The organism is Granulicella pectinivorans (assembly GCF_900114625.1).
Classification (GTDB): domain Bacteria; phylum Acidobacteriota; class Terriglobia; order Terriglobales; family Acidobacteriaceae; genus Edaphobacter; species Edaphobacter pectinivorans.
Window position 1 is genome coordinate 98,546 of sequence record NZ_FOZL01000001.1, and the last position, 23,189, is coordinate 121,734.

Genomic DNA, 23,189 nt, shown 5'->3' on the forward strand with positions numbered 1-23,189 from the left:
GCACAAGGCGTCCGGGGCATTCTTGCAGTGCGTGGTTTAGAAGCTGATGCGGCCCGAGAACTGGAACGCACGGCTATCCGCGCTGGCAAAGTTGAGCGTTCCGAAGTTCGAGCTGTTGACGTTGACACCGATCTGGTTGTTCTGCGCGTTGTTGCCGAAGGTCGTGTGATTCGTGACGTTCTGGCAATCAACGCGGAACAGGAACTTCCAGCGATCGGTGATATCGAAGGTACGGCTCGCGGTCATCGCGAGACGGTAGGGGCTCTGTCCGCGCAGCCCGTAGGGGGCCATGCGGGTCAGGTTGCCGATGGAGTAATCGCGCGAGTTGCAGAACGGACCGTTGCTGGAGGCACACGCAACCGCCGCGGTTCCGTTGGTGCCGGAGCCCGAGGTCGTCGCCTGAATGTAGCCGTTCAGGTAGCTCTTGGTCGCGAGGTTCGCGGCCGTGGCTCCCTGTCCCCAGCCGCCGCCCGTACGGACGCTTCCGCTGAAGTTCGGATTGAAGTCGGGCATGCAGGTTCCCTGTCCGACGTTCTGCGTGCTGTTGCAGGTGCCGACGATCGCGAGCGGAAGACCGGAGGAGTACTGGTAGATCTCCGAGAGCTGCCATCCGCTGCCAATGGCCCGGACGATCGCGCTGTCCTTGCCGATGCCGCCCTTGCCGAACGGGAGTTTGTAGACGCCGAAGATCGTGAGGAGCTGCGGCAGGTTGTTTCCGCTCAGCGAGCGATCGATCCGATTCTGCGACCACGCACGTCCATCCGAAGTCGCCGATGCGGGAATCGCCCAACCGCTGCGAGCCGTGCCGGCGTCATCGATGTTGCGCGAGTAGGTGTAGTTCACGGTCATCGAAAGCCCATGCGACATGCGCTTCTCGACCGAGAGCTGGAAGGCGTTGTAGTTGGAGTTGGCCACCGTGCCCCACGTGTCCGTCGTGCCCGAATACTGGGGCATCCAGGTCAGCATGTGCTGGATGGTTGCGCTGGTGCTGAGGGACGCGGCCGCCACATACCCTGCGTACGGCACAGGGATGGTGATGCCGGTGGCAGCCTGCGCTGCGTTGATGTTGGCCTGCGTCGCAGGACGGGCGAGATAGCTGCCCAGTGCGAGGTAACGCGGATCCATCTGGCCCGACTGCAGACCGCGCATATTCGCGGCACCCGCAAGGAAGTGGCTCTGCGTCCCAACGTAGTTGGCCGTGACCGTCACGTCCTTGACGAACTCTTTCTGCATACCGAAGTTGTAGAAGGAGATCTCGGGCGAGCGTCCACCGACGTACGGGTCGGCATAGGCAATGCCCGAGCCCGTTCCGCTGAATGCGCCTGCACCGTTGACGTAATAGCCCACGTTCAGCGCCTGGCTGGCCGCCGAGATCGGAGCCACCGGGGCGAGGTTGTAGCCGGGTCCGCCGAAGTTCGCATTCGAATTCACGAAAGCGGGGTTGTTGTTCAGGTAGAAGGCAGGTCCGGAGGAGTTGTCCGTGAAGCTGGCAACGCTGTTGAATCCAGCCTGACCCGTTCCCGTACCGGCACCGCCGGCACCACCCGTACCACCACCATGCGAGTACAGCAGAGAGTACGCACCACGGAAGACCGTGTGGGCATCGGGAGCGTAGGCAAACCCGAGACGCGGTCCCCAGTTCTTCATCCAGTTGTTGACCGGCGACCGGCACAGGCAGCTTACGCCAGCGCCCACGCGGTTGCCGGCGAACTGCAGTGCGCCAGGGTTGCCGGTGACGGGATTCGTGATGGTCGGGTTGAGGAACGACCAGCGGTCGAGCGTCTCGTTATAGGTCGGGAAGTAGTCCCAACGCAGGCCGATGTTGAGCGTAAGCTTCGGCGTGACCTTCCAGTCATCCTGCACATAGGGCGAGATGGGGTGGAAGCGGCCGCCAAGCACCGAGAAGCTCTGCTGCGTCACGCTCGTCGAACCCACCGCACCCAGCATGTAGCTGGCATACGAGTAGCCCGTACCCGAGACGAAGTTCGAGCCAAGCACATTGCCCGTATCGTTGGTGCTGAAGTTCAGGTTCACCGGCAACGATCCGGTATCCGCAGTGCTGGCGTTGTTCTGCAGCGCCTGGTACTGGAAGCCGAAGGTCATGGCATGATTGCCCTTCACCCACTGCACGTTGTCGACAAAGGTGAAGGTGTTCGAGACCGAGGTGCTGCCCGTGCTGGGCGAAGCCCACGTCGTCTGCGCGTTGCTTCCGCCGAAGATCACGCCCGGGAAGTTCTCCGAAGCCTGTCCGGCCGGAAGACCGGTGACGCCGGCCGTCTTCAACTCATACTGCGTGATGCCGTTGGTCGGGTTGCGGACCGGAGGACCACCGAAGTACATGTAGCCGACCTTGAACTGGTTCACGAGGCTCGAGCTGATCGTGTACGTATCTTCGAGCGCAAGATAGTGACCCTGCACCGTAGAGAGCGTAGAGGCAAGATAGGGAACAGGGAAGTTGGTCGTGGTTGACGTGTACGGAACCGCTTTACGGCTACCCGAGGTGTACAGGAACGACATGCGGTTCTTGTCCGTCATCGCGTAATCCACGCGTCCGGAGTAGATCCAGTTCTGGTAGCCGGCCGGAATACCCGCAATGTAGTTGTTCTGGATCACACCGGTCTGGTCGATCGACGGAGCCGGCAGGAACTTCTCCAGATACTGCGCGATCGGCGAAAGCTGGCTCGCCGGAATCACGTTGACAGGGGCGGTCGTCCTCACCGGAGCGCCGCCGGGGCCGTTCGCCGCACCCGGGCCGTAGCCATACTGGTAGCGGCATGCGCCATTGGTGCTGTGCGCGGTGCAGCTCGCCTGCGTGGTCGGATCGTAGATGGCGTAGTTCGCGCCCGAGGTATTGCCGAGACCACCCGCCGTCGTGGGCAGCAGCTCCTGGAAGTTACCGGAGCGCATCAACGTCGAAGGCAGCGTCGATGCGCTGGGGTTGGCGCCCTGCGATGACTTGAACCGGTCGTAGGTCGCGAAGAAGAACAGCTTGTCGTGGCCACTGAAGAGCTTCGGAATGCTGATCGGTCCGCCGATGGTGAAGCCGTACTCGTTCTGATGCTCGGGCGTCTTCGGGCCTGGGACCTTCACGGCTGCCCCGTTTTGAATGACCGTGACCGTGTTTCCGCCGCCCGGCTTGGCCGAGAACGACCACGCATCGAACGCCGTGTTGCGAATGTACTCAAAAACCGAGCCGTGGTACTTGTTGCCGCCCGACTTGGTGCTGTAGTTCTCGAGACCCGCGCCCTGGTACTGCGCCGAGAAGCCCGACGTCACCACCTGCACCGCGTCGATCGCCTCGAGCGGGACAACGTTGAACACAGGGCGGTTGTCACCCTGCTGCGAGATGGTCGTCAGCGGAAGACCGTCGAGGTACAGTTCGCCAAGACGCTGTGCCGTGCCGCCGATGATCGACGAACGTCCTCCCGGAGGAACCTGCGCGCCGGGCAGAAGATTCGAGAACTGCGTCACATCACGCTGCTGCAGTCCGGAGATCATGACCGGCAGAGCGGTGTACGAGCTGTTTTCGATCGTGCCGCCAAGCGTCGCGTTGGTCGTCTCCAGCGCCGGAGGAATCTCCGTCACAGTCACCGTCTCGGTCGTGGCGCCGTTGGTCAGCGGCACGTTCAAACCCGAGGTGTGCGACGAGTCCACAACGAGGTTTTCCTGCACGAACGTGCGGAAGCCGGTCGCCGTGACCGTCACCTTGTACGTGCCGGGAAGCAGCGTCCCGATGCTGTAGAAGCCGCCCGAGGTCGTCGTACGTGTGGTCGAAAGACCGGTATTGACGTTCAGAGCCGTCACGGTCGCATTCGGCACGACGGCGCCGGTCGAGTCCTGCACGGTACCTTCAATCGCGCCGGTTCCTGCGTTCTGCGCCATCAGGGCGCGGGGTACAAGCAGCCCAAGAGACAGAACGAACAGCAAAACATAGGCCCCCATGCGGGAGCGGATGAGAGAGAAACCCCGTCGGGCCTGGGAAGGCAAGGGGTATAGAACGTGGTGAGTCATGGAGCCTCCGAAACGATACAAATGAAACCTGTTGGATTCGGACAGACTCTAGAGAACCGCACCTACCGATGTCAATAGGAAAATAGTTTCCTGGAAATAAAACCTCTCCAAATCCCAATGAGAAATGGTCAGTCCATTTCTGCCACATGGAAACACGGCAGGCAGAAGCCCCCGCAAAGAGATCCATCTCTGCAAGTATCTCATTTCAAGAATCTAAATAGAGGAACCCAAGCAGGTCCAAAAGCTCGATCGAGAGTTCGCTCGAGCATCCCCTGCTCAACTCTGCGTCGGCTGCGCACGGGGCAGACAGGTAAGAAGTCGGACCAAATCGCTCTGCCCGGAGGTCTTCGTCTTCGAGAAGATGCTCTTGATCTGCCCCCGAACCGTCCCCACCGACACGCGGCGAAGGGCCGCAATCTCCACCAGCGAGTAGCCCGTGATCAGGCCGTTGGCGATCTCCACCTCCGCCGGCGTAAAGGAGTAAAGCGCCTGCATCACATCGTCCGCCGGACGGATCGGTCTCTCTGGATCGGTGATCAGCAGAAGGATCGACCCCGACCCAAAGCCCGTGCCACCGGGCAGCGGCGAGGCCTGCAGAATCAGCGGTTGTGACCCCGACGAACGGTGCAACAGCAAAGGCGGCCCGCCCCGGGGATCCAGGTGCGAGAAGTTCGCCGTGGCCGTGCGCCGCAGCAGCGCGTCCAGCGCGCTCTGATTCCGGCCCTTGGCAGCCACCAGCCGGTCATCCCTGCGGCTGAGGCCGTCCTCGGCACGAAGCAGCTCATCGGCGGCAACGTTCGACATCACGATGGCACCCGCTGCGGAGAGAATCAGCGTGGGGGTGTCGCTCGCGTTGGCCATCGCCTCCGCCCCCTCCAGCCTTTGCCTGGCGACCCCGAGGGACTGGCGAATCTGCAGCGCCGCCTGAATGTGCGGCACCAGCAGATGCAGCAGATGCGTAAACTTCTCCGGCATCGGCCCCTCCTGCGGGCTGCGCCAGAAGCTGATCGCTTCAAACCGGCGGATGGTGCACGTCAGCATGATCAGCGACGGATGCTCCAGCCCCAGAGGCTTCACCATCTCGCGGTAGAGCTCGGACTTCCGCAGCTCTTCCATCGGAAGCAGTTCCTCGCAATCGATGACACCAAGCTTCCCGCTGCGGATGGCAGGCATCCGCAACGGATCCTTGGGAGCGTAGGTCTCACGGTAGGAGATTAGGTCGGACGAGTCGAGGACCATTCCTCCACCCTGCGCACGGATCGACAGTCCAAGGCTGCTGTCGGCGCACAGAAAGAACCCGCCCGTGGAGCCGGTAGTCTCGCACAGTAGATTGAGAAATTCTTCCCATCTCTCCTCTTGCAGCGGCGCGGCGTACAGCGCCTGCAGAAGCCTGGAGAAGATGTCCAGAGAGATCATGAAAGGGTGGCCCCGAGGATGCGTTGGATGTGTGTATCCTACTCGACATCCACCCCTTCAAGGCCACCCGATTCGAGTGTTTTTGTTACATATTGCTAGCCATGCGTAGGCATCACGGTATCGACACCGGCGCGAATCCCGGTCGGCCATCGCGCGGTCACCGTCTTGATGCGCGTATAGAAGCGCACGCCCTCCGGACCATGCACCGCATGATCCCCAAAGAGCGATCGCTTCCACCCGCCAAAGCTGTGAAAGGCCATCGGCACGGGAATCGGCACGTTCACCCCCACCATGCCTGCCTGCACACCGTTCGCGAAGGCGCGCGCCGTATCGCCGTCCCGCGTAAAGATGGCGGTGCCATTGCCATACTCGTGATCGTTGATCAGTCCAAGCGCCTCATCGAAGTGAGTCGTCCGCACGACACAGAGCACCGGCCCAAAGATCTCTTCCTTGTACAGACGCATATGCGGCTGCACATGGTCGAACAGGCACGGCCCGATAAAGAATCCATCGCCCGCCGGCAACGCCGCTTCCCTGCCATTGACGATCAGCTCCGCGCCCTCCTCCACGCCCAGCGAAACATACCCCGTCACGCGATCCAGATGCGCGCCCGTCACCAGCGGCCCCATCTCTGCCTTCGGGTTCATCCCATCGCCGACGACCAGCGTATCGATCCGCGCACGCAGCCGCCCGATCAACGCATCCGCCGTCTTATCGCCAACCGCAACGGCCACCGAGATCGCCATGCACCGCTCTCCCGCAGAACCATACGCCGCGCCCACCAGCGCGTCCGCCGCCTGGTCCAAATCAGCATCGGGCATCACGACCATGTGATTCTTGGCCCCGCCCAGCGCCTGCACGCGCTTGCCCGCATCCGTACCGCGCCGATACACATACTCCGCAATCGGCGTGGACCCAACGAACGTCACGGCCTTCACATCGGGATGGTCCAGCAGCGCATCCACCGCCGTCTTGTCGCCATGCACCACGTTGAAGACGCCATCCGGCAGCCCAGCCTCCTTAAGCAGCTCCGCCAGCAACAGCGACACGCTCGGGTCGCGCTCACTCGGCTTCAGCACAAAGGTATTGCCGCACGCCAGCGCAATGGGAAACATCCACATCGGCACCATCGCCGGAAAGTTGAACGGCGTAATCCCCGCGACGACGCCCAGCGGCTGCCGCATCGACCAGCTATCGATGCCGACGCCCACCTGCTCCGAGAACTCGCCCTTCAAAAGCTGCGGGATGCCCGTCGCAAACTCCACCACCTCCAGTCCGCGCGTCGCCTCGCCCTTGGCGTCGGAGAAGACCTTGCCATGCTCGGCCGTGATGAGCCGCGCAATGTCATCCAGGCGCGCCTCAAACAGTTCGCGAAAGCGAAACAGCGCCCGCGCCCGCCGCAGCGGTGGCTGTGCCGACCACTCCGGGAAAGCCGCCTTCGCCGAAGCCACTGCGGCGCCCACCTGCTCCGCACTGGCAAGCGGCACCATCGTGCGAATCTTCCCCGTAGCCGGGTTGTAGACAGCCGCGCTCCGCGCACCGGAGTCCGGCGTGCGCTTGCCGTCGATCCAGTGCGGAAGGCTGTCCGGCTTAGCCGGAGACTCGGTCAGAGGAGAGAGCAGCGTACTCGACATGAAAACCACCTTTCACCGCCACGGATCGCGGAGAAGAAGAATCATACCGCGATTCGTCGCCCGTCGTGCTCTCCATGCAAGATATGCTGAAGCGAAGCACGGTAAGGGCAACTCTTCGCCCGGCAGCAGATCGCACCAGCCTCCGATGCTTCCGTAGCGAGCCTCTTTGCATCCAACCCGATAAGACGCCCCAAACCAAGGTGACCACGATGCCCGGCTTTCCGTCCCGCACGACCATTCTTCTCTGCCTCACGCTGATGGCGCCCCTCGCGCTTCACGCGCAGGAGGGAACGCGCAACCTGACCGGAAGCGTCACCGACACCAGCCGCGAGCCCCTCCGCGGAGCCGTCGTCCAGCTTGAAAACCAGAACACCCACGGCATCGTCTCGTTCATCACCGACCGCCGCGGCACTTACAGCTTCAAACGCATCGGCAACGATACGGACTACAAGATATGGGCCACATTCCGCGGCATCCGCTCGAAGGAGCGCCAGCTCGACAAATTCGACACCCGGAAAGACGCCGAGATCGATCTCGTCATCGCCCTGCATTGACGCGGCTTACTGCGGCAACGTTCCCCGCACCGCATCGTCCAGGCTGACCTGGTTCTCATCCAGCAGCGTCCCAAGCGCGCGTTCCAGCTCAATCTGCGCCTTCTTCCAGTTGCTCCGCGCCGCAATCTCCGTCGACCGGGCCTGCGCCACGTACGTCTCATCCTGAATCACCTGCAGATTGGTCGAAGCACCGACGCCCAGCTTGTCCCGCTCCGCCTGGAGAAACTGCTCCTGGAAACCGGTGCTCTTGCGTGCGGCAGCGTACGCCGCGTATGAGGTCTGCAGCGCGATCACGGCATTCTCGATATCCTGCCGGATCGACGCCGACAGCTTCTCCGTCCTGGCCTGCGCCTGACGCACCAGCACCGTATCGCGCGCCGCGTCCGAGGCCGCCACCCGGTTGCGAATCGGCAGCGTCATCTGCACGCCTGCCTGGTAGATCGTCGACACCCGCTGACCGCCAAGCGCAAGATTCTGCGGAATCGTCGGGATGCCGGTGCCCGGCGATCCAAGCTGCTCATACGCCTGCTCCGCGGTCCCCCGCGTCTCGACGTTCGCATACACGTTCAACTGCGGAAGCACCTGGTTGCGCGAAGCCTGCGCCGTCATCTGCCCGGTCTGCAGTTGAATCTCGGCCTGCGCCAGATCGGGACGCCGCGCCAGCCCCTGCGCGATCAGATCCGGCACAACCAGCGCGTCCATCAGATCGGGAACGACGATGTGATCCGTCGGAACGATCTCCGTGAACGAAGCCGCGAACACCGGCGAAGCCATCCGCAGCATCTGGTTCCGCAGAATCACCTCCTGCTGCCGGTACAAGCCCTGCGTCTGGATCAGGTCGAACTCGCTCGAGCTCACCAGTGCCGAAGCCCGCGTCAACTCGATCGGGGCAAGCGTTCCCTCGATCACCTGGTCGGCATCGTCCTTGCGCAGCTTCTGCGCCGCACGCAGCGCGTCCCGCTTCACCGCAACGCTCTCGCCCAGCGACACAAGATCGAAGTACAGCCGCGAGATGCCGTACACCGTCTGCTGTACCTGCTGGTCGAAGAGCAGACGCGAGACCTTCTTGTCCAGATTCGCGATCCGGACATACCGCAAATTCACATCTCGCCCCCGCCCGCGCAGCAAAGGCTGGGTCAGCGTGACGGAGGTGCTCGGCGCGTGAAAGGGATTGTTCTCGGACTGCGCCCCGTAGATCACCTGGGAGTCGTTGTTCACCGTCGCCTCAAGCTGCGCGCCCGTGCTGAACCCCTGCAGATACGCCGCGTTCGTCGTGATGGAATGCAGCGGCGCGATCTGCGTCGTCGTGGTCGTCGTTCCACTCAACGTAATGGAGTTGGACCGCCGCAGATACCCTCCGGACAGAAGGAAGCTCGGGTCGAACAACGGCACAGCCGGTCCCGTCGAAGGCTGCAGCCCCGTGCCGCTCTCGCCATAGTTCAGCGTCGCCTGCGTCGTCGAGTTCAGCGCGGTCAGATCCGTCACCGTGGGAACCGTCGGGTTCGGATTCGTCGCGCCCGTATTCAGCAGCGGACTCCCCGGACCACCCACGCCATTCGGTGCCGCCTGCACCGTGTAGTCGATCCCCCGCAGATTGCCGCCGCCCCGGGCCCGCAGCGTATCCGTATCGGCCAGCTCCAGGTTGTACCGCTCCACCTCGACATCCAGGTTGTTCTCCACCGCCAGCGCAATCGCGTCATGCAGCGAGAGATACAGCTTGCCGTCACGAATCAGCGGCTGCAAACGCGCGTCGCTCCCGCTAAACAAAGGCGGAACACTGGGCCGGCGATAGGGCCCAAGCAGCCCGTAAAAACTGAAGCCCAGGCCCGCAGGCTGCGAACGCGTCGTAGCAACATGCGACGCCGCCTCCGCTCCAATCGCCGGAGCCTTGCCTGCGGGCGTCTGCACAAAACCCGAGATCGCAGGCACATCCGGCGCCTCCGGTATCGTCGCCGTCTGCGCCAGCGCCGCACCACCCATCATCAGCACAATCCCCAAACCGATCCGCGCGTTCAAGGCTTGCTCTCCGACTTCTTCGTCTGTGACGCCGGCTTCTTCTGCTGCGTCTGGTTCGCCTGTCCCTGCAGATTTTGGTCCGTAATCGACTGGTCGCCGTACTGGCTGGATCCCCCCGGAAGCGTATTCGACGGAGCGTGCTGGACAGCCTTCTTCTTATCGGCGGACTCTTCCCGCGCCTGCACCTGCGCGCCATCGTGCACCTCATCCGTCACGCTGGTCGCGATCACGTCGCCCTCCTTCAGCCCATGCACGATCTCGACCGCCTCGCCGAAATCGCGGCCAATCTCCACCGGCTGCATCCGGATCTTGCCGTCCTCCACGACCGCCACCTCCGTCGTGTTCTCGCGGATCACGATCGCGTCACCCGGAATCATCAGCGGCCCCGCTCCCGTCACGCCATCGAACGTCACCACCGCATACATCCCCGCGAGCAGCCTGCCGTCGCGGTTGTCCACCTGCACCTCGGTCAGCAGCGTACGCGTGTTCTGGTCGATCGAACCAGCCGTCCGCGTCACATCCGCAGGAAACTCCTGCTTGGGAAACTCCTGAAAGTGCATGACCGTCTTCTGCCCCGGCTTCACGCTCGACGCGTATCCCTCCGGCACAGCCACCAGCACACGCAACCGCTGCACCTGCGCGACCGAGAACAAGGCCCCCGCACCGCTGCCATCGCCGCCTCCGGTCGCCGTCCCCGCCGTCGGCGAGCTGCCGCTGGTCCCCCCCGTATTCGTCGCGCCAAGCCCCGAAGGCCCGGTCGCACCACCGCTCGTCGAACCCGAGGCCGAGATCAAAGCCCCCACATCCACATTGCGCGCCGTAATCACCCCATCGAACGGCGCCCGCACCTGCTCGTACGCCTGCAACGAAATCACCCTCTGCAGATTCGCTCGAAACGCCTGAGCATTCCGCTCCGCCGCCGCAACATTCGCCTCGGCCGCCAGATAGTCCGCCTCTTTCTGATCCCCATCCTGCCGCGCAAACACACCCTTCTGCACCAGCACCCGCCACCGGTCCCACGTAATCTTCGTCAGCGCCAACTGTGTCTTCTGCTGCGCCACCTGCGACTCGGCCTGGCGCACCTGCTCGCGTGCCTGCGCTACCTGCGCATCCAGGTCCGGCGAATCGATCACCGCCAGCAATTGCCCCTTCTGCACATGGTCCCCAATGTCCACCAGCCGCGTCTTCAGATACCCATTCGCCCGCGCAAACACATACGCCTCGGTCAGCGGCGTCGTCGTTCCCGGAAGCACAAGCCCCCCGGAGTGGTCGTCGCGCTTCACCGTCTCCACTATCACGACAGGCTTCCTGTTCTTCTCCTCGTCTGCCTTCTTCGCGTTCTCCTTGTCGCGGTTGTGCCGCGGAATCATCGCCAGCAGGAACACCACACCGAAGACCGCCACGACGATCAGAATGAACCACACAAGAACCTTCTTGCTGCCCTTCTTCTTCTCGTCCTCATGGGTCGTGTTCGCCTCGGCAAACAGCTTGCCCATCTTCGCGTCGTCCGGCTCGTTCGCCTCCGCGAAGTTCTCCCCCAAACGCCGTCCCTCGGCCCGCTCCGGATGAGCAAACTCTTCGCCCAGGCGCTGCTGCTCCCGCGCCTTCTGCTCACGTTCCCGCTGGTCAAAACTCTTCTCATCCATTACGCGTGTTGCTCCTGTCCTTCGGCTTCTCTCTGCTCCGCCTCGGCCTCATCCACTTCACGGTCGTAGTCAGCCGGTCCATCTTTCTTGAGCAACGAATAAATTACGGGAACGATAAACAGCGTTCCCACCGTGGCAAGCAGCAACCCGCCAATCACCGCACGTCCAAGCGGCGCGTTCTGCTCGCCGCCCTCGCCGATCGAAAGCGCCATGGGCAGCATGCCGATGATCATCGCCAGCGCCGTCATGCACACCGGCCGCAGACGCGTGAAGCCCGCGCTCAACGCCGCCTCATAACGATCCTTCCCGGCAATCCGCTCGTCATTGGCGAACACCACCATCAGGATCGAGTTCGCCGTCGCGACGCCGATCGTCATGATCGCGCCCATCAGCGAAGGCACGTTGAACGTCGTCTGCGTCACAAACAACATCCACAGAATCCCGCAGAACGCACCCGGAATCGCCATCAGGATAATCATCGGATCCAGCCACGACTGGAAGTTCACCGCCATCAGCAGGTACACCAGGCCGATCGCAAACACGATCCCGATGCCCAGCCGCACGAACGAGTCCTGCATCGTCTTGACCTCGCCCCGCAGCTCCAGCGTCGTGCCCACCGGCAGGTCCTTCTGCGCATCGGCCATGATCTTATGGATGGCATCCGCAACCCCGCCAAGATCGCGGTTATCGACATCCGCATACACATCGAACACCGGCTGAATGTTGTAGTGGTCGATGATGATCGGCGAAGCATCCCGGCGGAACGTAGCCAGGTTCCCCAGCAACTGCGACGTATTCCCCTGCGGCGAAGTCACCGGCGTCCGCGCCAGTTCAGGCAGCGTGCTGATCCGATAGTTCGGCGTCTGCACCACCACCTGGTAGTTCACGCCATTCGCCGTATTCAGCCACTCATTCGGAGCCGTCTGCCCCGTGCCCGTCAGCGAGATCAGCATGCTCTGCGCCACATCCTGCTGCGACAGCCCCAACTGCCGCGCCTTCGTGCGGTCCACGTTCACCTGCATCGTCGGATACGTCACCTCCTGATGCACATGCACATCCACCGCTCCCGGAATCGCCGCAATCTGCCTGGAGAGCTTCGACGCCAGCTCATAGTTCCCCGGCGCACGCCCAATCACCTGCAGATCGATCGGAGCCGGCAAACCAAAGTCGAGAATCTGGTTGGTGATATTCGCCGGCGTAAAGAAGAACGTGCCATCCGGAAACTTCTGCGCAAGGTCGGCCCGCAGCAGACGCATATACTTCGTCGTCTCCCGCTTGCCAGGCTTCAGCGCAATCTGAATCTCGCCATCCGAGTTCGAGATCGTGCCGGTCGTGCCGAACGCCAGGTTGATGCCGCTGTTCGGCAACCCGATATTGTCGAGAATCAGTTGAATCCGCTCCGCCGGAATCACCCGCCGAATCTCCGCCTCGATCGACGCAAAATACTGCTCCGAATCCTCCAGGCGCATGCCCTGCGGCGGATTCACATGCAGACGCATCTGCCCCGAGTCCACATACGGAAAGAAGTCCCGGCCAATCAGGAGGATCAGCGGAAGGCTCAACACCACGAACCCCGCAAACAGCACCAGCGTGATCGCCGCATTCCCCAGGCACCACTCCAGCACTTCCTTGTAGTGCTCACGAAACTTTTCGAACTGCCGGTCGAACTTCTGATGCCAGCGCCAGATCCAGTTGTGCTTCTCTTCCTCGTGCGCCGCCTTCGGATCCTGGTAAAGATGAATCTCCGAACCCAGCATGAAGTGCATCATCGTCGGCAGCAGGGTACGCGAGAGGAAGTACGACGCCAGCATCGCGAACGCCACCGCCATCGCCAGCGGCGTGAACAGGAACTTCGCCGCGCCCGTCAGCAGAACCACCGGGATAAAAACGATGCAGATCGAAAGCGTCGACACGAACGCCGGGGCCGCCACCTGTTGCGCCGAATCCAGAATCGACCGCACCAGCGCCTTGCCCTCCGCCATGTTGCGATGCGTATTCTCAATCTCGACCGTCGCATCGTCCACCAGGATGCCGACCGCAAGCGCCAGTCCGCCCAGCGTCATCACATTGATCGTCTCGCCCAGCGCCGTCAGGATAATCAGCGATGTCGCAATCGAAAGCGGAATCGAAACGCACACGATCACCGTCGAACGCCAGCTTCCCAGGAACAGCAGGATCATCAAACCAGTCAAAGCGGCAGCAATCGTCGCCTCGCGAACCACCTCCGAGATCGAATCCCGCACGAACGTCGACTGATCGAACAGAGGCGTCAGGGTCAGCGCCGGAGGAAGGCCCGCCTTCACCTTCGGCAGCGCCGCTTTGATCCCCGCGACAATATCGAGCGTGCTCGTCTGGCCGTTCTTCAGCACCGTCAGCAGAGAGCCACGCTTGCCATCCTGCCGCACCACGTTCGTCTGGATCGCGAATCCCTGGTGAACCTGCGCCACATCCTTGATGTACACGACGGCGCCATTCGAGGCACGTATCGGAAGGTCGTTCAGCGCCGAGATCGACGACGTGCTCGAGTTCATCCGGACGACGAACTCCTTGTCGCCCAGACGCGCCGTGCCCGCGGGAAGGATAAGATTCTGCGCCGAGATAGCCGACGAAACATCCGTAGCGGACAGATGCTTGGCGAACAGCAGGTTCGGATCCGTATCCACCATCACCTGCCGCACCTTGCCTCCGTACGGCAGTGGAATCGACGCTCCCTGCACATTCGAAAGACGTGGACGGACAAAGCTCTGGCCAAGATCGTAAAGGTCGGCCTCCGTCAGGCCCTCGCCGCTCAGAGAAACCTGCACGATCGGCACCGACGAAGCGTCGTACTTCAGAATGCCCGGCGGCGTAATCCCCGGAGGCAGCGTCTTCAGAATCGTCTGCACGACCGCCGTGATCTGGCTCATCGCGAGATCCACCTTCACCGTCGGCTGGAAATAAACCCGGATGATCGAGACGCCCTGGTAGCTCTCCGACTCGGAGTGCTCGATGTCGTTGACCGTCGTCGTCAGCGCGCGCTCGCAAACCGTAACCACGCGGCCTTCCATCTCATTGGGAGTCAGCCCCGTGTACGTCCATACAATGCTGACCACCGGAATGTTGATGTAAGGAAAGATGTCCTTGGGTGCTTCAATCGCGGAGCCAATCCCCAGAAACAGAATCAGCATCGATAGCACCACAAACGTATACGGACGCCGTAGCGCCAGGACAACAATCCACATGGCCCCTCTTCATCGATGTGCAGTGATTCAAGATCGGGTTTCCCCGTATGGGTCTATAAGACGAATGGATCACGCCCGGAGACTCACAAATCCGACACTGTTTCGCTGAGATCAAATTTACACGTGCAATTACACGACACTCATGTTTCTCCAGCAAGAACCGCGCATGCCGGTTCCCCTTTCCCTGTTCCCTACTTCGCCTCCACTCCACTCTTCTGCAGCACCGCAATCGTGTCCTGATACAGCTTGTTCCGCATCGAGAACCGGTCCCCTGCCCGCGTCACATACCGCACCTTGATGTCCACGCCACTCGCCGCAGGCCGCAGATCGACCGAAGGCGTCGCCGAAAACTGGCTCAGTCCGCTGCTCTTCGAGGCCCCGCGCCACTCCGCCTCCGCCAGCAGCGTATCCTCTTCCGTCTCCTTCAGCACCAGCGCGTGAATCTCCTCGATCAGCTGATACGAGTGGTCCGACGGCGGAATATTCATGCTGATCTCATCCCACATCCACTGCCCCGCTGTGGAGAAGTTGAAGTACTGCCCGCGAATCGCAAAGCTGTTAATGAACGTAACCCGCCGCCCCGTGGGATGCCCCTTGTCCGTCCAGTTACCCGTCTCCAGCAGCGCCGTCCGGAACAGCCCGATCTCCACCACCTCACCCGCAACCGAATCGATCTCCACCCAGTCCCCGACGCGAATCCCCTTCGACCCCATCAGGACGAACCATCCGAAGAACGCCAGGATGAAGTCCTGAAACACCACCGTCAAGCCGGCCGTGGCCAGACCCAGAATCGTAGGCACCTGGCTCGGCGGCCCGAACACCACCAGCGCAATCAGCAGGATCCCCACCAGTTGAATCCCCAGGTCGAGAATGGTGCGCAACGTCCGTGCCTGCCTCGGCTCCAGCTTCGCGCGAGCCAGCAAAGCCCTCACCACCGCACCGGCCACCATCGTCGCCAGCACCACAAAGATCACCAGCGCGAACGAGTTCAGAAGCAGATGATTCACAATCTCGTGCTGCACCCCAACCTGCTTGGACCACTTGCTGTACACCCCGGCCAGTTGTTGCTCCGTCTGCATCCGGTCCTGCGCAATATCGGTGATGTTATCGGCTGCCTCCCTCTTCTGCAGCCGCGCCACGCGAGCCTTCTTCTCCTCGATCGTCTGCCCCGCCGCCACCGTCGGTTGGCCCGCATCCGGAGCCTTCCCCCCCATCGACGCCTTCATCGCCTCGATCTTCTTTCCGATCGCCGCAGCATCGTCGCTCGACTGTTTCGCCGCCTGGTCCAGCAACACCTTCCGGCTTCTCTGGCTGAACCAAGCGCTCGCCCGTCCCCACAGCGTGCCGTAGCGCTGCGTCGAGATCACCGCCACCTCGCCCCCGCCCGCCAGTTGGTCGTCGAACTTCTTCATCGCCGCCTCGCGCGCCGACAACTCCCGCTGAATCTGGCTGCGCTTATCCCCGCTCGCCCTTGCCAGATGCTCCTGCTCGTCATCCAACTGGCTCTTATCCAGCGCCAGCTCGCTCTTCGAAACATCCAGCTCGTCCTGTAGATCCGCACCCTTCGGACCCTTCACCGCCGCCGCCAGCCGGTCGACCTCCGCCTGGTCCTCCTTCACCGTCTGCTGATCGTCCGCCACCTTCTTCGAAATCGCGAGCGCTTCGCCCGTCAGATTCGTAGCCTCCGTGCTCGCCTGCCGCAGCGCCTGCGCAAACGCTTGGTCGACCTCATGGTCCGCCAGCCGCTCCGCCTCCTGGGCGAACGTCTTCTCTTCGCGCGAAACCGCCAGCGACGCCAGCGTCTGAGCCGTCTGCCACGGACTCTGGTCGACCACACCCTCCTTCACATTCCCGCTCCGCAAAGACGGCAGCGTAGCCAGCGCCCCACGCGTCATGTAACCCGCGACCATGCAAACCAGCAAACCGCCCACCAGCACCGAGATCAGAATCTTACGCACACCACTCATAACCCTCATTACACAACACCCACCCGCGCCCTATCGCAAAGCGACCTTCACCACATGGAAATTCACCAGAAGCCCATGTCCGCGCGAACGCCCGGCAGGATAGTCTTGACGCCAATGCACATCGCGTCCGTCGGCACCGCCTTCCCCCCGTTCCGCTACACCCAATCCGACATCGCCCAGGCGCTGGTCGAACGCTGGGGAGACAAACTCCCCGAGCCCCGCCTCCTCACGCGCCTCCACGCCAACTGCGGCGTCGACCACCGCTCGTTCGTCTACCCCCTCGAGCACTACCCCACCCTCAAGGGCTTCACCCAGACCAACAACGCCTGGATCGAAGCCGCCGTGGCCCTCGGCCAGAAGTGCATCGCCGCCTCGTTAGAAGGCTTGGGCATCACCGAGACCGACATCGCCGCGATCTTCTTCGCCTCCGTCACCGGCATCGCATCCCCCACCATCGACGCCCGCCTCATCAACCTCCTTCCCTTCCCCACCCACGTCAAACGCACCCCCATCTTCGGTCTCGGCTGCGTCGCCGGAGCCGCCGGCATCGCCCGCGCCTCCGACTACCTCCGCGCCTTCCCCGACCAGATCGTCCTCCTCCTCTCCGTCGAGCTCTGCTCCCTCACCTGGCAGGACGACGACCAGTCCATCGCCAACCTGATCTCAACCGGACTATTTGCGGATGGCGCCGCCGCCGTCATCCTCGCCGGAGACGAAGCCGCCGCGCGCAACCCGAGCCTCACCGGCCCCCGCATCCTCGCCACCCGCAGCACCTTCTACCGCAACACCCAACACATCATGGGCTGGGACATCGGCGACAACGGCTTCAAGATCGTCCTCTCCCCCGACGTCCCCAAGGTCGTCATCGAAAACCTCAAGACCGACGTGGACGCCTTCCTCACCGCACAAAACCTCACCCAGGCCGACATCGCCACCTGGATCTTCCACTCCGGCGGCCCCAAGGTCCTCGAAGCAGTGGAACAGTCCCTCTCCCTGCCCCCCGACGCCCTCGCCCCAAGCTGGAAGAGCCTCCGCGACCACGGCAACCTCTCCGCCACCAGCGTCCTCACCGTCCTGGAGGACTACCTCAAGATCCACCCCGGCAACCCCGGCACCTACTCCATCCTCGCCGCCATGGGCCCCGCCTTCTGCCTCGAACTCGTCCTTCTCCGCTGGTAGCGCCCCCAGGACGGCATCCCCGCATCCCACCTCTGGGATGTGGGGATGCCGCCGCCCACGCTACGGCTGCCCGGACCCTCCCGCCGACCCATACACCTGCCCATTCGCATAGCTCGCATCGCTCGCCGCTAGCTGCACGTAGATCGAAGCCAGCTCCGCCGGCTGCCCGGCCCGGCCCAGCGGCGTCTGCCCGCCAAACTGCACCAGCTTCTTCTGCGTAGCCCCTCCGCTTACCTGCAGCGGCGTCCAGATCGGCCCCGGAGCCACCCCGTTCACCCGAATTCCCTTCGGCCCCAACTGCTTCGCAAGCGACTTCACATAGTTCATCGTCGCCGCCTTCGTCTGCGCATAGTCGTACAGATCCGGCGAAGGGTCATACGCCTGTTCCGAAGTCGTCGCAATGATCGTCGCCCCCGGCTTCAGATGTGGCAACGCCGCCTTGATAATCCAGAACGGCGCATAGATGTTCGTCTTCATCGTCCAGTCGAACTCCTCCGTCGAGATCTCTAGAATTGAAGCGTGCGTCTGCTGCCGCCCGGCGTTACTCACCAGGATGTCCAGCCCGCCCAGCCCGCTGATCGCCTCCGCCACCAGCGTCGTGCAGAACGCCTCGCTCCGCAGATCCCCCGGAATCCCGATCCCCTTGCGACCCTCCTTCCGGATCAGCTCCAGCACCTCCCGCGCATCCGGCTCCTCGCTCGGAAAGTAGTTGATCGCCACATCCGCGCCCTCGCGCGCATACGCAATCGCCGCCGCGCGCCCCATGCCGGAGTCGCCGCCTGTAATCAAAGCCTTCCGCCCCGCCAGCCGTCCAGAGCCCTTATAGCTCGTCTCGCCGTGGTCCGGACGCGGATTCATCCGGCTCGCCAAACCCGGCCAGGGCTGCGACTGCGCAGGATAAGGCGGCTTCGGATACTTCGTCGTCGGATCCTCCATCGGCGCCGCCGTCCCCTGCCCGCCCTCTGCCAAAGCCGGCGTAGCCACCGCCGCCGCAACCGCTCCCAGCCCGCCAACCACCTGTCTCCTCGACATCGTTATCGACTCCTCACTCATCATGAATCTCCACATCGTGAACTCGTCGTCTCTGTCCACGCCTATCTCTTCAGTTGCACCGCAACGCCAGGCCGTTGTTCGCCCGAGCTCACCGAAATCCCAATATCCGCGGTGTTTTTGCATACTGGCAAAAAAACCTCACCACCCCCCTCGTCCCACGCCTATGTCGCCCGGCCAACATTGACCGCGCACTGTCGAGAAAGAGAGTTTTGTGATCCCGAGCGCAGTTTGTGATCCTGAGCCTAGATGCGCGCGTACGGTGCGCCAACCGGAGTCGAAGACCCCCGTTCTCTGTTCCCTGGTCCTAATCCCTGTTCCCTGCCCTTCCCCCCCTGTAAACTGGAACCATGATCCCCCGCACCGGTACCCAGATCCGCGAAGACTTCCTTCGCTTCTTCGAGAGCAAAGAGCACCGCCGCGTTCATTCGTCGTCCCTCGTCCCCCAGAACGACCCGACGCTCCTCTTCACCAACGCCGGCATGAACCAGTTCAAGGACGTCTTCCTCGGGTCGGACAAACGCCCGTACTCCCGTGCCACAACGAGTCAGAAGTGCGTCCGCGCCGGAGGCAAGCACAACGACCTCGAAAACGTAGGCTTCACCCGCCGCCACCACACCTTCTTCGAGATGCTCGGCAACTTCAGCTTCGGCGACTACTTCAAGAAGGACGCCATCGCCTACGCCTGGGAGCTCCTCACCTCGCCCGAGTGGTTCGCGATCGACAAGTCCCGCCTCTACGTCACCATCTTCGAAGGCGACGCCAACGTCCCCCGCGACAACGAGGCCGAGCAGTTCTGGATCGAGACCGGCGTCCCCAAAGAGCGCATCTTCGAGATGTCCGCCAAGGACAACTTCTGGCAGATGGGCGAGACCGGCCCCTGCGGCCCCTGCTCCGAGATCTTCTACGATCTCGGCCTCGAAGCCAGCGAAACCGGAGCCGACCTCCCCTTCCCCCAGGACGACCAGCGCTACGTCGAGATCTGGAACCTCGTCTTCATGCAGTTCGACCGCAGCATCGGCCCCAACGGCCCGGTCCTGACACCCCTCCCCAAGCCGAGCATCGACACCGGCATGGGCCTCGAGCGGGTCGCCTGCGTCCTGCAAGGCGTCATCTCCAACTACCAGACCGACCTCTTCACCCCATTAATCGCCAAAGCCGCCGAACTCACACACTTCGCCCCCACCCAAAAAGCCTCGCCATCTTCCAAGGAGCCGTCCTCCCCCAAAGATGCGTCATCTCGACCGGAGGCCGTAGGCCGTAGTGGAGAGACCCCCGCATTGGTGCCGCCGCTCTCCATCGAAGTCGATGCATCGGGTGCCCCACATCCCGCATCTGGGATGTGGGTTTCCAGTGAACCCCAAGGGACCACCTACAACCCCGCCTGGGCCGTAGGCGACGAAAAGGGCTTCGCCTCCCTCCGCATCATCGCGGACCACGCCCGCGCCGCCACCTTCCTCATCAACGACGGCGTCCAGCCCCAGAACGAAGGACGAGGCTACGTCCTCCGCAAAATCCTCCGCCGCGGCATCCGCCACGGCCGCCTCCTCGGCCAGAACGAACCCTTCATGCACAAGATGGTCCTCGCCGTCCGCGACGAGATGCAGGTAGCTTACCCCGAGCTGACTGAGAGCGCCGAGCGCGTGGCAAAAGTAGTTAAAGCGGAAGAAGATCAGTTTGCCCGGGTATTGGCGGTCGCGTCGCGGGAAATGGAAGACGCTTTGGCTACAGACGTGCAGTCTCATGTTGATTCAGTTGTCCATCTGATCCTTGAATTGGAAAGCAGAACACGACCCGGGCTGTGGAGCCTTGTGCAGGCCTATCAAGCTGAACATCGTGTTTATCTGAGAGGCTGCGAGCCGGCCTTTGTTGAATTCTATGGCCCTAAGATTGGTCCTGTCCTCTTCAGAGAACTGCTTGCGAGCTACGAGAAAGCGTTTGTGTTCAACGGGCGGACCGCTTTCTACCTTTACGAAACGTACGGCCTTCCGCTCGATTTCATGGTGGACGCAGCTAGAGATAAAAACCTAAACTTCGACTTCGAAGGCTTCGAAGCCGCCAAAGAAGAAGAACAAGCCCGCGCCCGAGCCTCCTGGAAGGGCGGAGCCCAAAAATCCGCCAACCCAGTCTTCCAGACCCTCCCCAAGACCGAGTTCGAAGGCTACTCCGCCCTCCGCGTAGACGGAGCCCGCGTCCTCGCCCTCGTCAAAGGCGGAGTAGGCGTCCAATCCCTCGCCCCCGGCGACCAGGGCGAAGTCGTCCTCGACGCCACCAGCTTCTACGCCGACTCCGGCGGCCAAATCGGCGACACCGGCGTCCTCTACGGCTCCGACCACCACACCGTCGTCGCCGAGGTAAAGGGCGCCACCAAGCCCGTACAAGGCGTCTTCGCCCACAAGGTCCTCGCCAAGCAAACCATCGCCCTCGGCGACACGGTCGATACCGCCGTCAACGGCGAGATCCGCACCGCCACCGAGCGCAACCACACCGGCACCCACCTCCTCCACGCCGCCCTCCGCGAGGTCCTCGGCAAGCACGTCAAACAGGCCGGCTCCCTCGTCAACCAGAACCGCCTCCGCTTCGACTTCTCCCACTTCACCGGAGTCTCCGACCAGGAGCTCGACGAGATCGAGACCATCGTCAACCAGCAGGTCCTCGCCAACGCCCACGTCGAAACCCTCGTCGACGTCCCCATCGACGTAGCCGTCAAGGAGCTCGGCGCGATGGCCCTCTTCGGCGAAAAGTACGGAGACCGCGTCCGCGTCGTCAAGATCGGCGACTTCTCCACCGAGCTCTGCGGCGGAACCCACACCCGCGCGACCGGCGAGATCGGCCTCATCAAGCTCGTCGGCGAGTCCTCCGTCTCCTCCGGCGTCCGCCGCCTCGAAGCCATCTCCGGCACCGGAGCCCTGCACGAGTTCCGCCGCGACTACGACATCACCCGCGCCGCCACCCAGGCCCTAGGCCTCGGCAACAACCCCGACGCCGAAGCCCTCCGCACCCGCCTCGCCGCCGCCGACGAAGAGCTCAAAAAGCTCCGCCGCGAGCTCGATCAGGCCCGCATGAAGGCCGCCAACGCCAACTCGGCTGATGCCGCTCCGGTTGACGTCAAAGGCGTCAAGGTCCTCACCCAGCGCGTCTCCGGCCTCGACAAGAACCAGATGCGCACGCTGGTCGACTCCCTCCGCACCAAACTAGGCTCCGGCGTAGTCGTCCTGGGAGCCGAAGTAGAAGGCAAGGTAGCCCTCATCGTAGGCGTCACCAAGGACCTCACGGCCAAAATCCCCGCAGGCAAGGTTGTAGGCCAGCTAGCCGCGATGGTAGACGGCCGCGGCGGCGGACGCCCCGACCTCGCCGAAGCCGGAGGCGCCAACGTAGGAGCCCTCGACGCAGCCCTCGCCAAATCCACTGACGTAGTAGCCACCTTCCTGTCCTAGCCGCAACTCCGGGTGCCCCACATCTCGCTTCTGAGATGTGGGGTTTTTCAGTGCCGCCAAAACTCCCAAAAGCAGGAACGGAAGGGCCTGGCTTCAGCCAGGCCGCAAAGCACCGATCTTTACGCTCGTCTATTGATTCCCGAAGGGAATCGTGCCGCCTCAAACACCCACGCTGGTCACTAAAAAAAAGTGACCCCAAAAAATTCCAGCCCCCCTCAAGTCCACCCCTAAGTCTCATCCCCTGAAGACTTTACTCCGAAAGACCGGGTGGGGGTGCCAACCTCACTTCTTCCGCACCTGCTCGATATCGAACATCGAAAGCGGCGTCTCCTTGTTGTACGTCACCTTCGTAATGAACCGCTGCGCGCTCATATCCCCATTGTGGTACCGCGTCACCGACAGCGGCGTCGGGATCCCCTCGTACGTGTGGTAGTCCTCGTACTCCTCGACCTCCTCGTCGTGATCCTTGAAGATCGGGTTCCGCCACTCATACGTCCGGCGCAGCGGCAGATGCGTCGTCTGATCCGTAAACAGCGTCACCGCATCGTTATCCGGCGAGAGAATCGTGAATTTGTCCACAATTCGGCGTTCCACCATCGCCGTCCCTTCCGGCACAATCACCACCCCAGGCCTCTTCATCCACTCCGTCACCACCGTCCGGATCGAGTGCGCCCGGTTCCGGTTGTACTCCGCGACGTCCTTCTCGAGCAGCGGTTTCTTGCCCTTGTACGTAATCTCGTACCCGTTCGTCGCGTTCCACAGGATCACCACATCCTTCACCGACCCCGGCAGAATGTCCCGTGTCCGCGAGTACTCGATCCGCACCATCCCCGGCTCGCGCCGGTACTCGTAAAACAGCACATTCGACCCCGTAGGGCGCCCGTGTTCGAAGCTGGCCACCCGCCCAACCTCCTCCGAATAAACAAGATGCAGCCACGCATCGCCCCCCAGCGCAGCCACCATCTGGTCCAGCAGCGCCTGCCCCCTCTTATCCTGTTCCTGCGCCCCGGAGCCCATCGAAACCAACAAAAGTGCCGCCAGCAGAAGCTTCTTCATAG

At 62.7% G+C, this 23,189-nt stretch carries 12 protein-coding genes; 3 read left to right on the plus strand and 9 right to left on the minus strand.

Going from position 1 to position 23,189, the window contains the following annotated elements; all coding sequences use genetic code 11:
* Window positions 1-36 precede the first annotated feature (36 nt).
* The 3 genes from BM400_RS00425 to BM400_RS00435 all read right to left on the minus strand — a co-directional run bounded on the left by BM400_RS00425 (window position 37) and on the right by BM400_RS00435 (window position 7,061).
* Window positions 37-3,942 carry a TonB-dependent receptor gene (locus BM400_RS00425; protein ID WP_089835599.1) on the minus strand — a complete coding sequence of 1,302 codons (3,906 nt, stop codon included), beginning with the start codon at window positions 3,940-3,942 and terminating at the stop codon, window positions 37-39.
* 345 nt (window positions 3,943-4,287) lie between these two features.
* Entirely contained in the window at window positions 4,288-5,427 is a 1,140-nt protein-coding gene (locus tag BM400_RS00430; RefSeq protein WP_089835601.1) for a helix-turn-helix transcriptional regulator, read from the minus strand.
* A 95-nt stretch (window positions 5,428-5,522) separates the two neighbouring features.
* Window positions 5,523-7,061 carry a CoA-acylating methylmalonate-semialdehyde dehydrogenase gene (locus BM400_RS00435; RefSeq protein ID WP_089835603.1) on the minus strand — a complete coding sequence of 513 codons (1,539 nt, stop codon included), beginning with the start codon at window positions 7,059-7,061 and terminating at the stop codon, window positions 5,523-5,525.
* Between the two features lie 209 nt (window positions 7,062-7,270).
* On the opposite strand from BM400_RS00435, the gene BM400_RS00440 reads away from it, so the two are divergent.
* Window positions 7,271-7,615: a carboxypeptidase-like regulatory domain-containing protein gene (locus BM400_RS00440; RefSeq protein WP_175528797.1), complete on the plus strand. Its 345-nt coding sequence runs from the start codon at window positions 7,271-7,273 to the stop codon at window positions 7,613-7,615.
* A 6-nt stretch (window positions 7,616-7,621) separates the two neighbouring features.
* On the opposite strand, the gene BM400_RS00445 is transcribed toward BM400_RS00440, so the two are convergent.
* From BM400_RS00445 to BM400_RS00460, 4 genes are all read right to left on the minus strand, one after another.
* Window positions 7,622-9,631: a TolC family protein gene (locus BM400_RS00445; RefSeq protein ID WP_089835607.1), complete on the minus strand. Its 2,010-nt coding sequence runs from the start codon at window positions 9,629-9,631 to the stop codon at window positions 7,622-7,624.
* Window positions 9,628-11,277 carry an efflux RND transporter periplasmic adaptor subunit gene (locus BM400_RS00450; RefSeq protein WP_089835609.1) on the minus strand — a complete coding sequence of 550 codons (1,650 nt, stop codon included), beginning with the start codon at window positions 11,275-11,277 and terminating at the stop codon, window positions 9,628-9,630. Before BM400_RS00450 ends, BM400_RS00445 begins: the two co-directional genes overlap by 4 nt.
* Window positions 11,277-14,498, minus strand: coding sequence for an efflux RND transporter permease subunit (locus tag BM400_RS00455; protein WP_089835610.1), 3,222 nt, complete (start codon window positions 14,496-14,498; stop codon window positions 11,277-11,279). The genes BM400_RS00450 and BM400_RS00455 overlap by 1 nt, the downstream gene beginning before the upstream one ends.
* Window positions 14,499-14,689: 191 nt before the next feature.
* Window positions 14,690-16,465, minus strand: coding sequence for a mechanosensitive ion channel domain-containing protein (locus BM400_RS00460; RefSeq protein ID WP_089835612.1), 1,776 nt, complete (start codon window positions 16,463-16,465; stop codon window positions 14,690-14,692).
* Between the two features lie 114 nt (window positions 16,466-16,579).
* Here BM400_RS00460 and BM400_RS00465 point away from each other — a divergent pair, with 114 nt between their 5' ends.
* A complete protein-coding gene (locus tag BM400_RS00465) occupies window positions 16,580-17,644 on the plus strand; it encodes a type III polyketide synthase (RefSeq protein WP_089835614.1) in 1,065 nt (354 codons plus the stop codon).
* Between the two features lie 60 nt (window positions 17,645-17,704).
* Here BM400_RS00465 and BM400_RS00470 read toward each other — a convergent pair whose 3' ends face one another.
* Window positions 17,705-18,676, minus strand: coding sequence for an SDR family oxidoreductase (locus BM400_RS00470; protein ID WP_217644054.1), 972 nt, complete (start codon window positions 18,674-18,676; stop codon window positions 17,705-17,707).
* Window positions 18,677-19,044: 368 nt separating this feature from the next.
* Here BM400_RS00470 and alaS point away from each other — a divergent pair, with 368 nt between their 5' ends.
* Window positions 19,045-22,131: an alanine--tRNA ligase gene (gene alaS, locus BM400_RS00475; RefSeq protein ID WP_089835616.1), complete on the plus strand. Its 3,087-nt coding sequence runs from the start codon at window positions 19,045-19,047 to the stop codon at window positions 22,129-22,131.
* A gap of 282 nt (window positions 22,132-22,413) precedes the next feature.
* Here alaS and BM400_RS00480 read toward each other — a convergent pair whose 3' ends face one another.
* The gene (locus BM400_RS00480; protein ID WP_089835618.1) at window positions 22,414-23,187 is read right to left on the minus strand and encodes a hypothetical protein; all 774 of its coding nucleotides are present in this window, start codon (window positions 23,185-23,187) and stop codon (window positions 22,414-22,416) included.
* Window positions 23,188-23,189 lie beyond the last annotated feature (2 nt).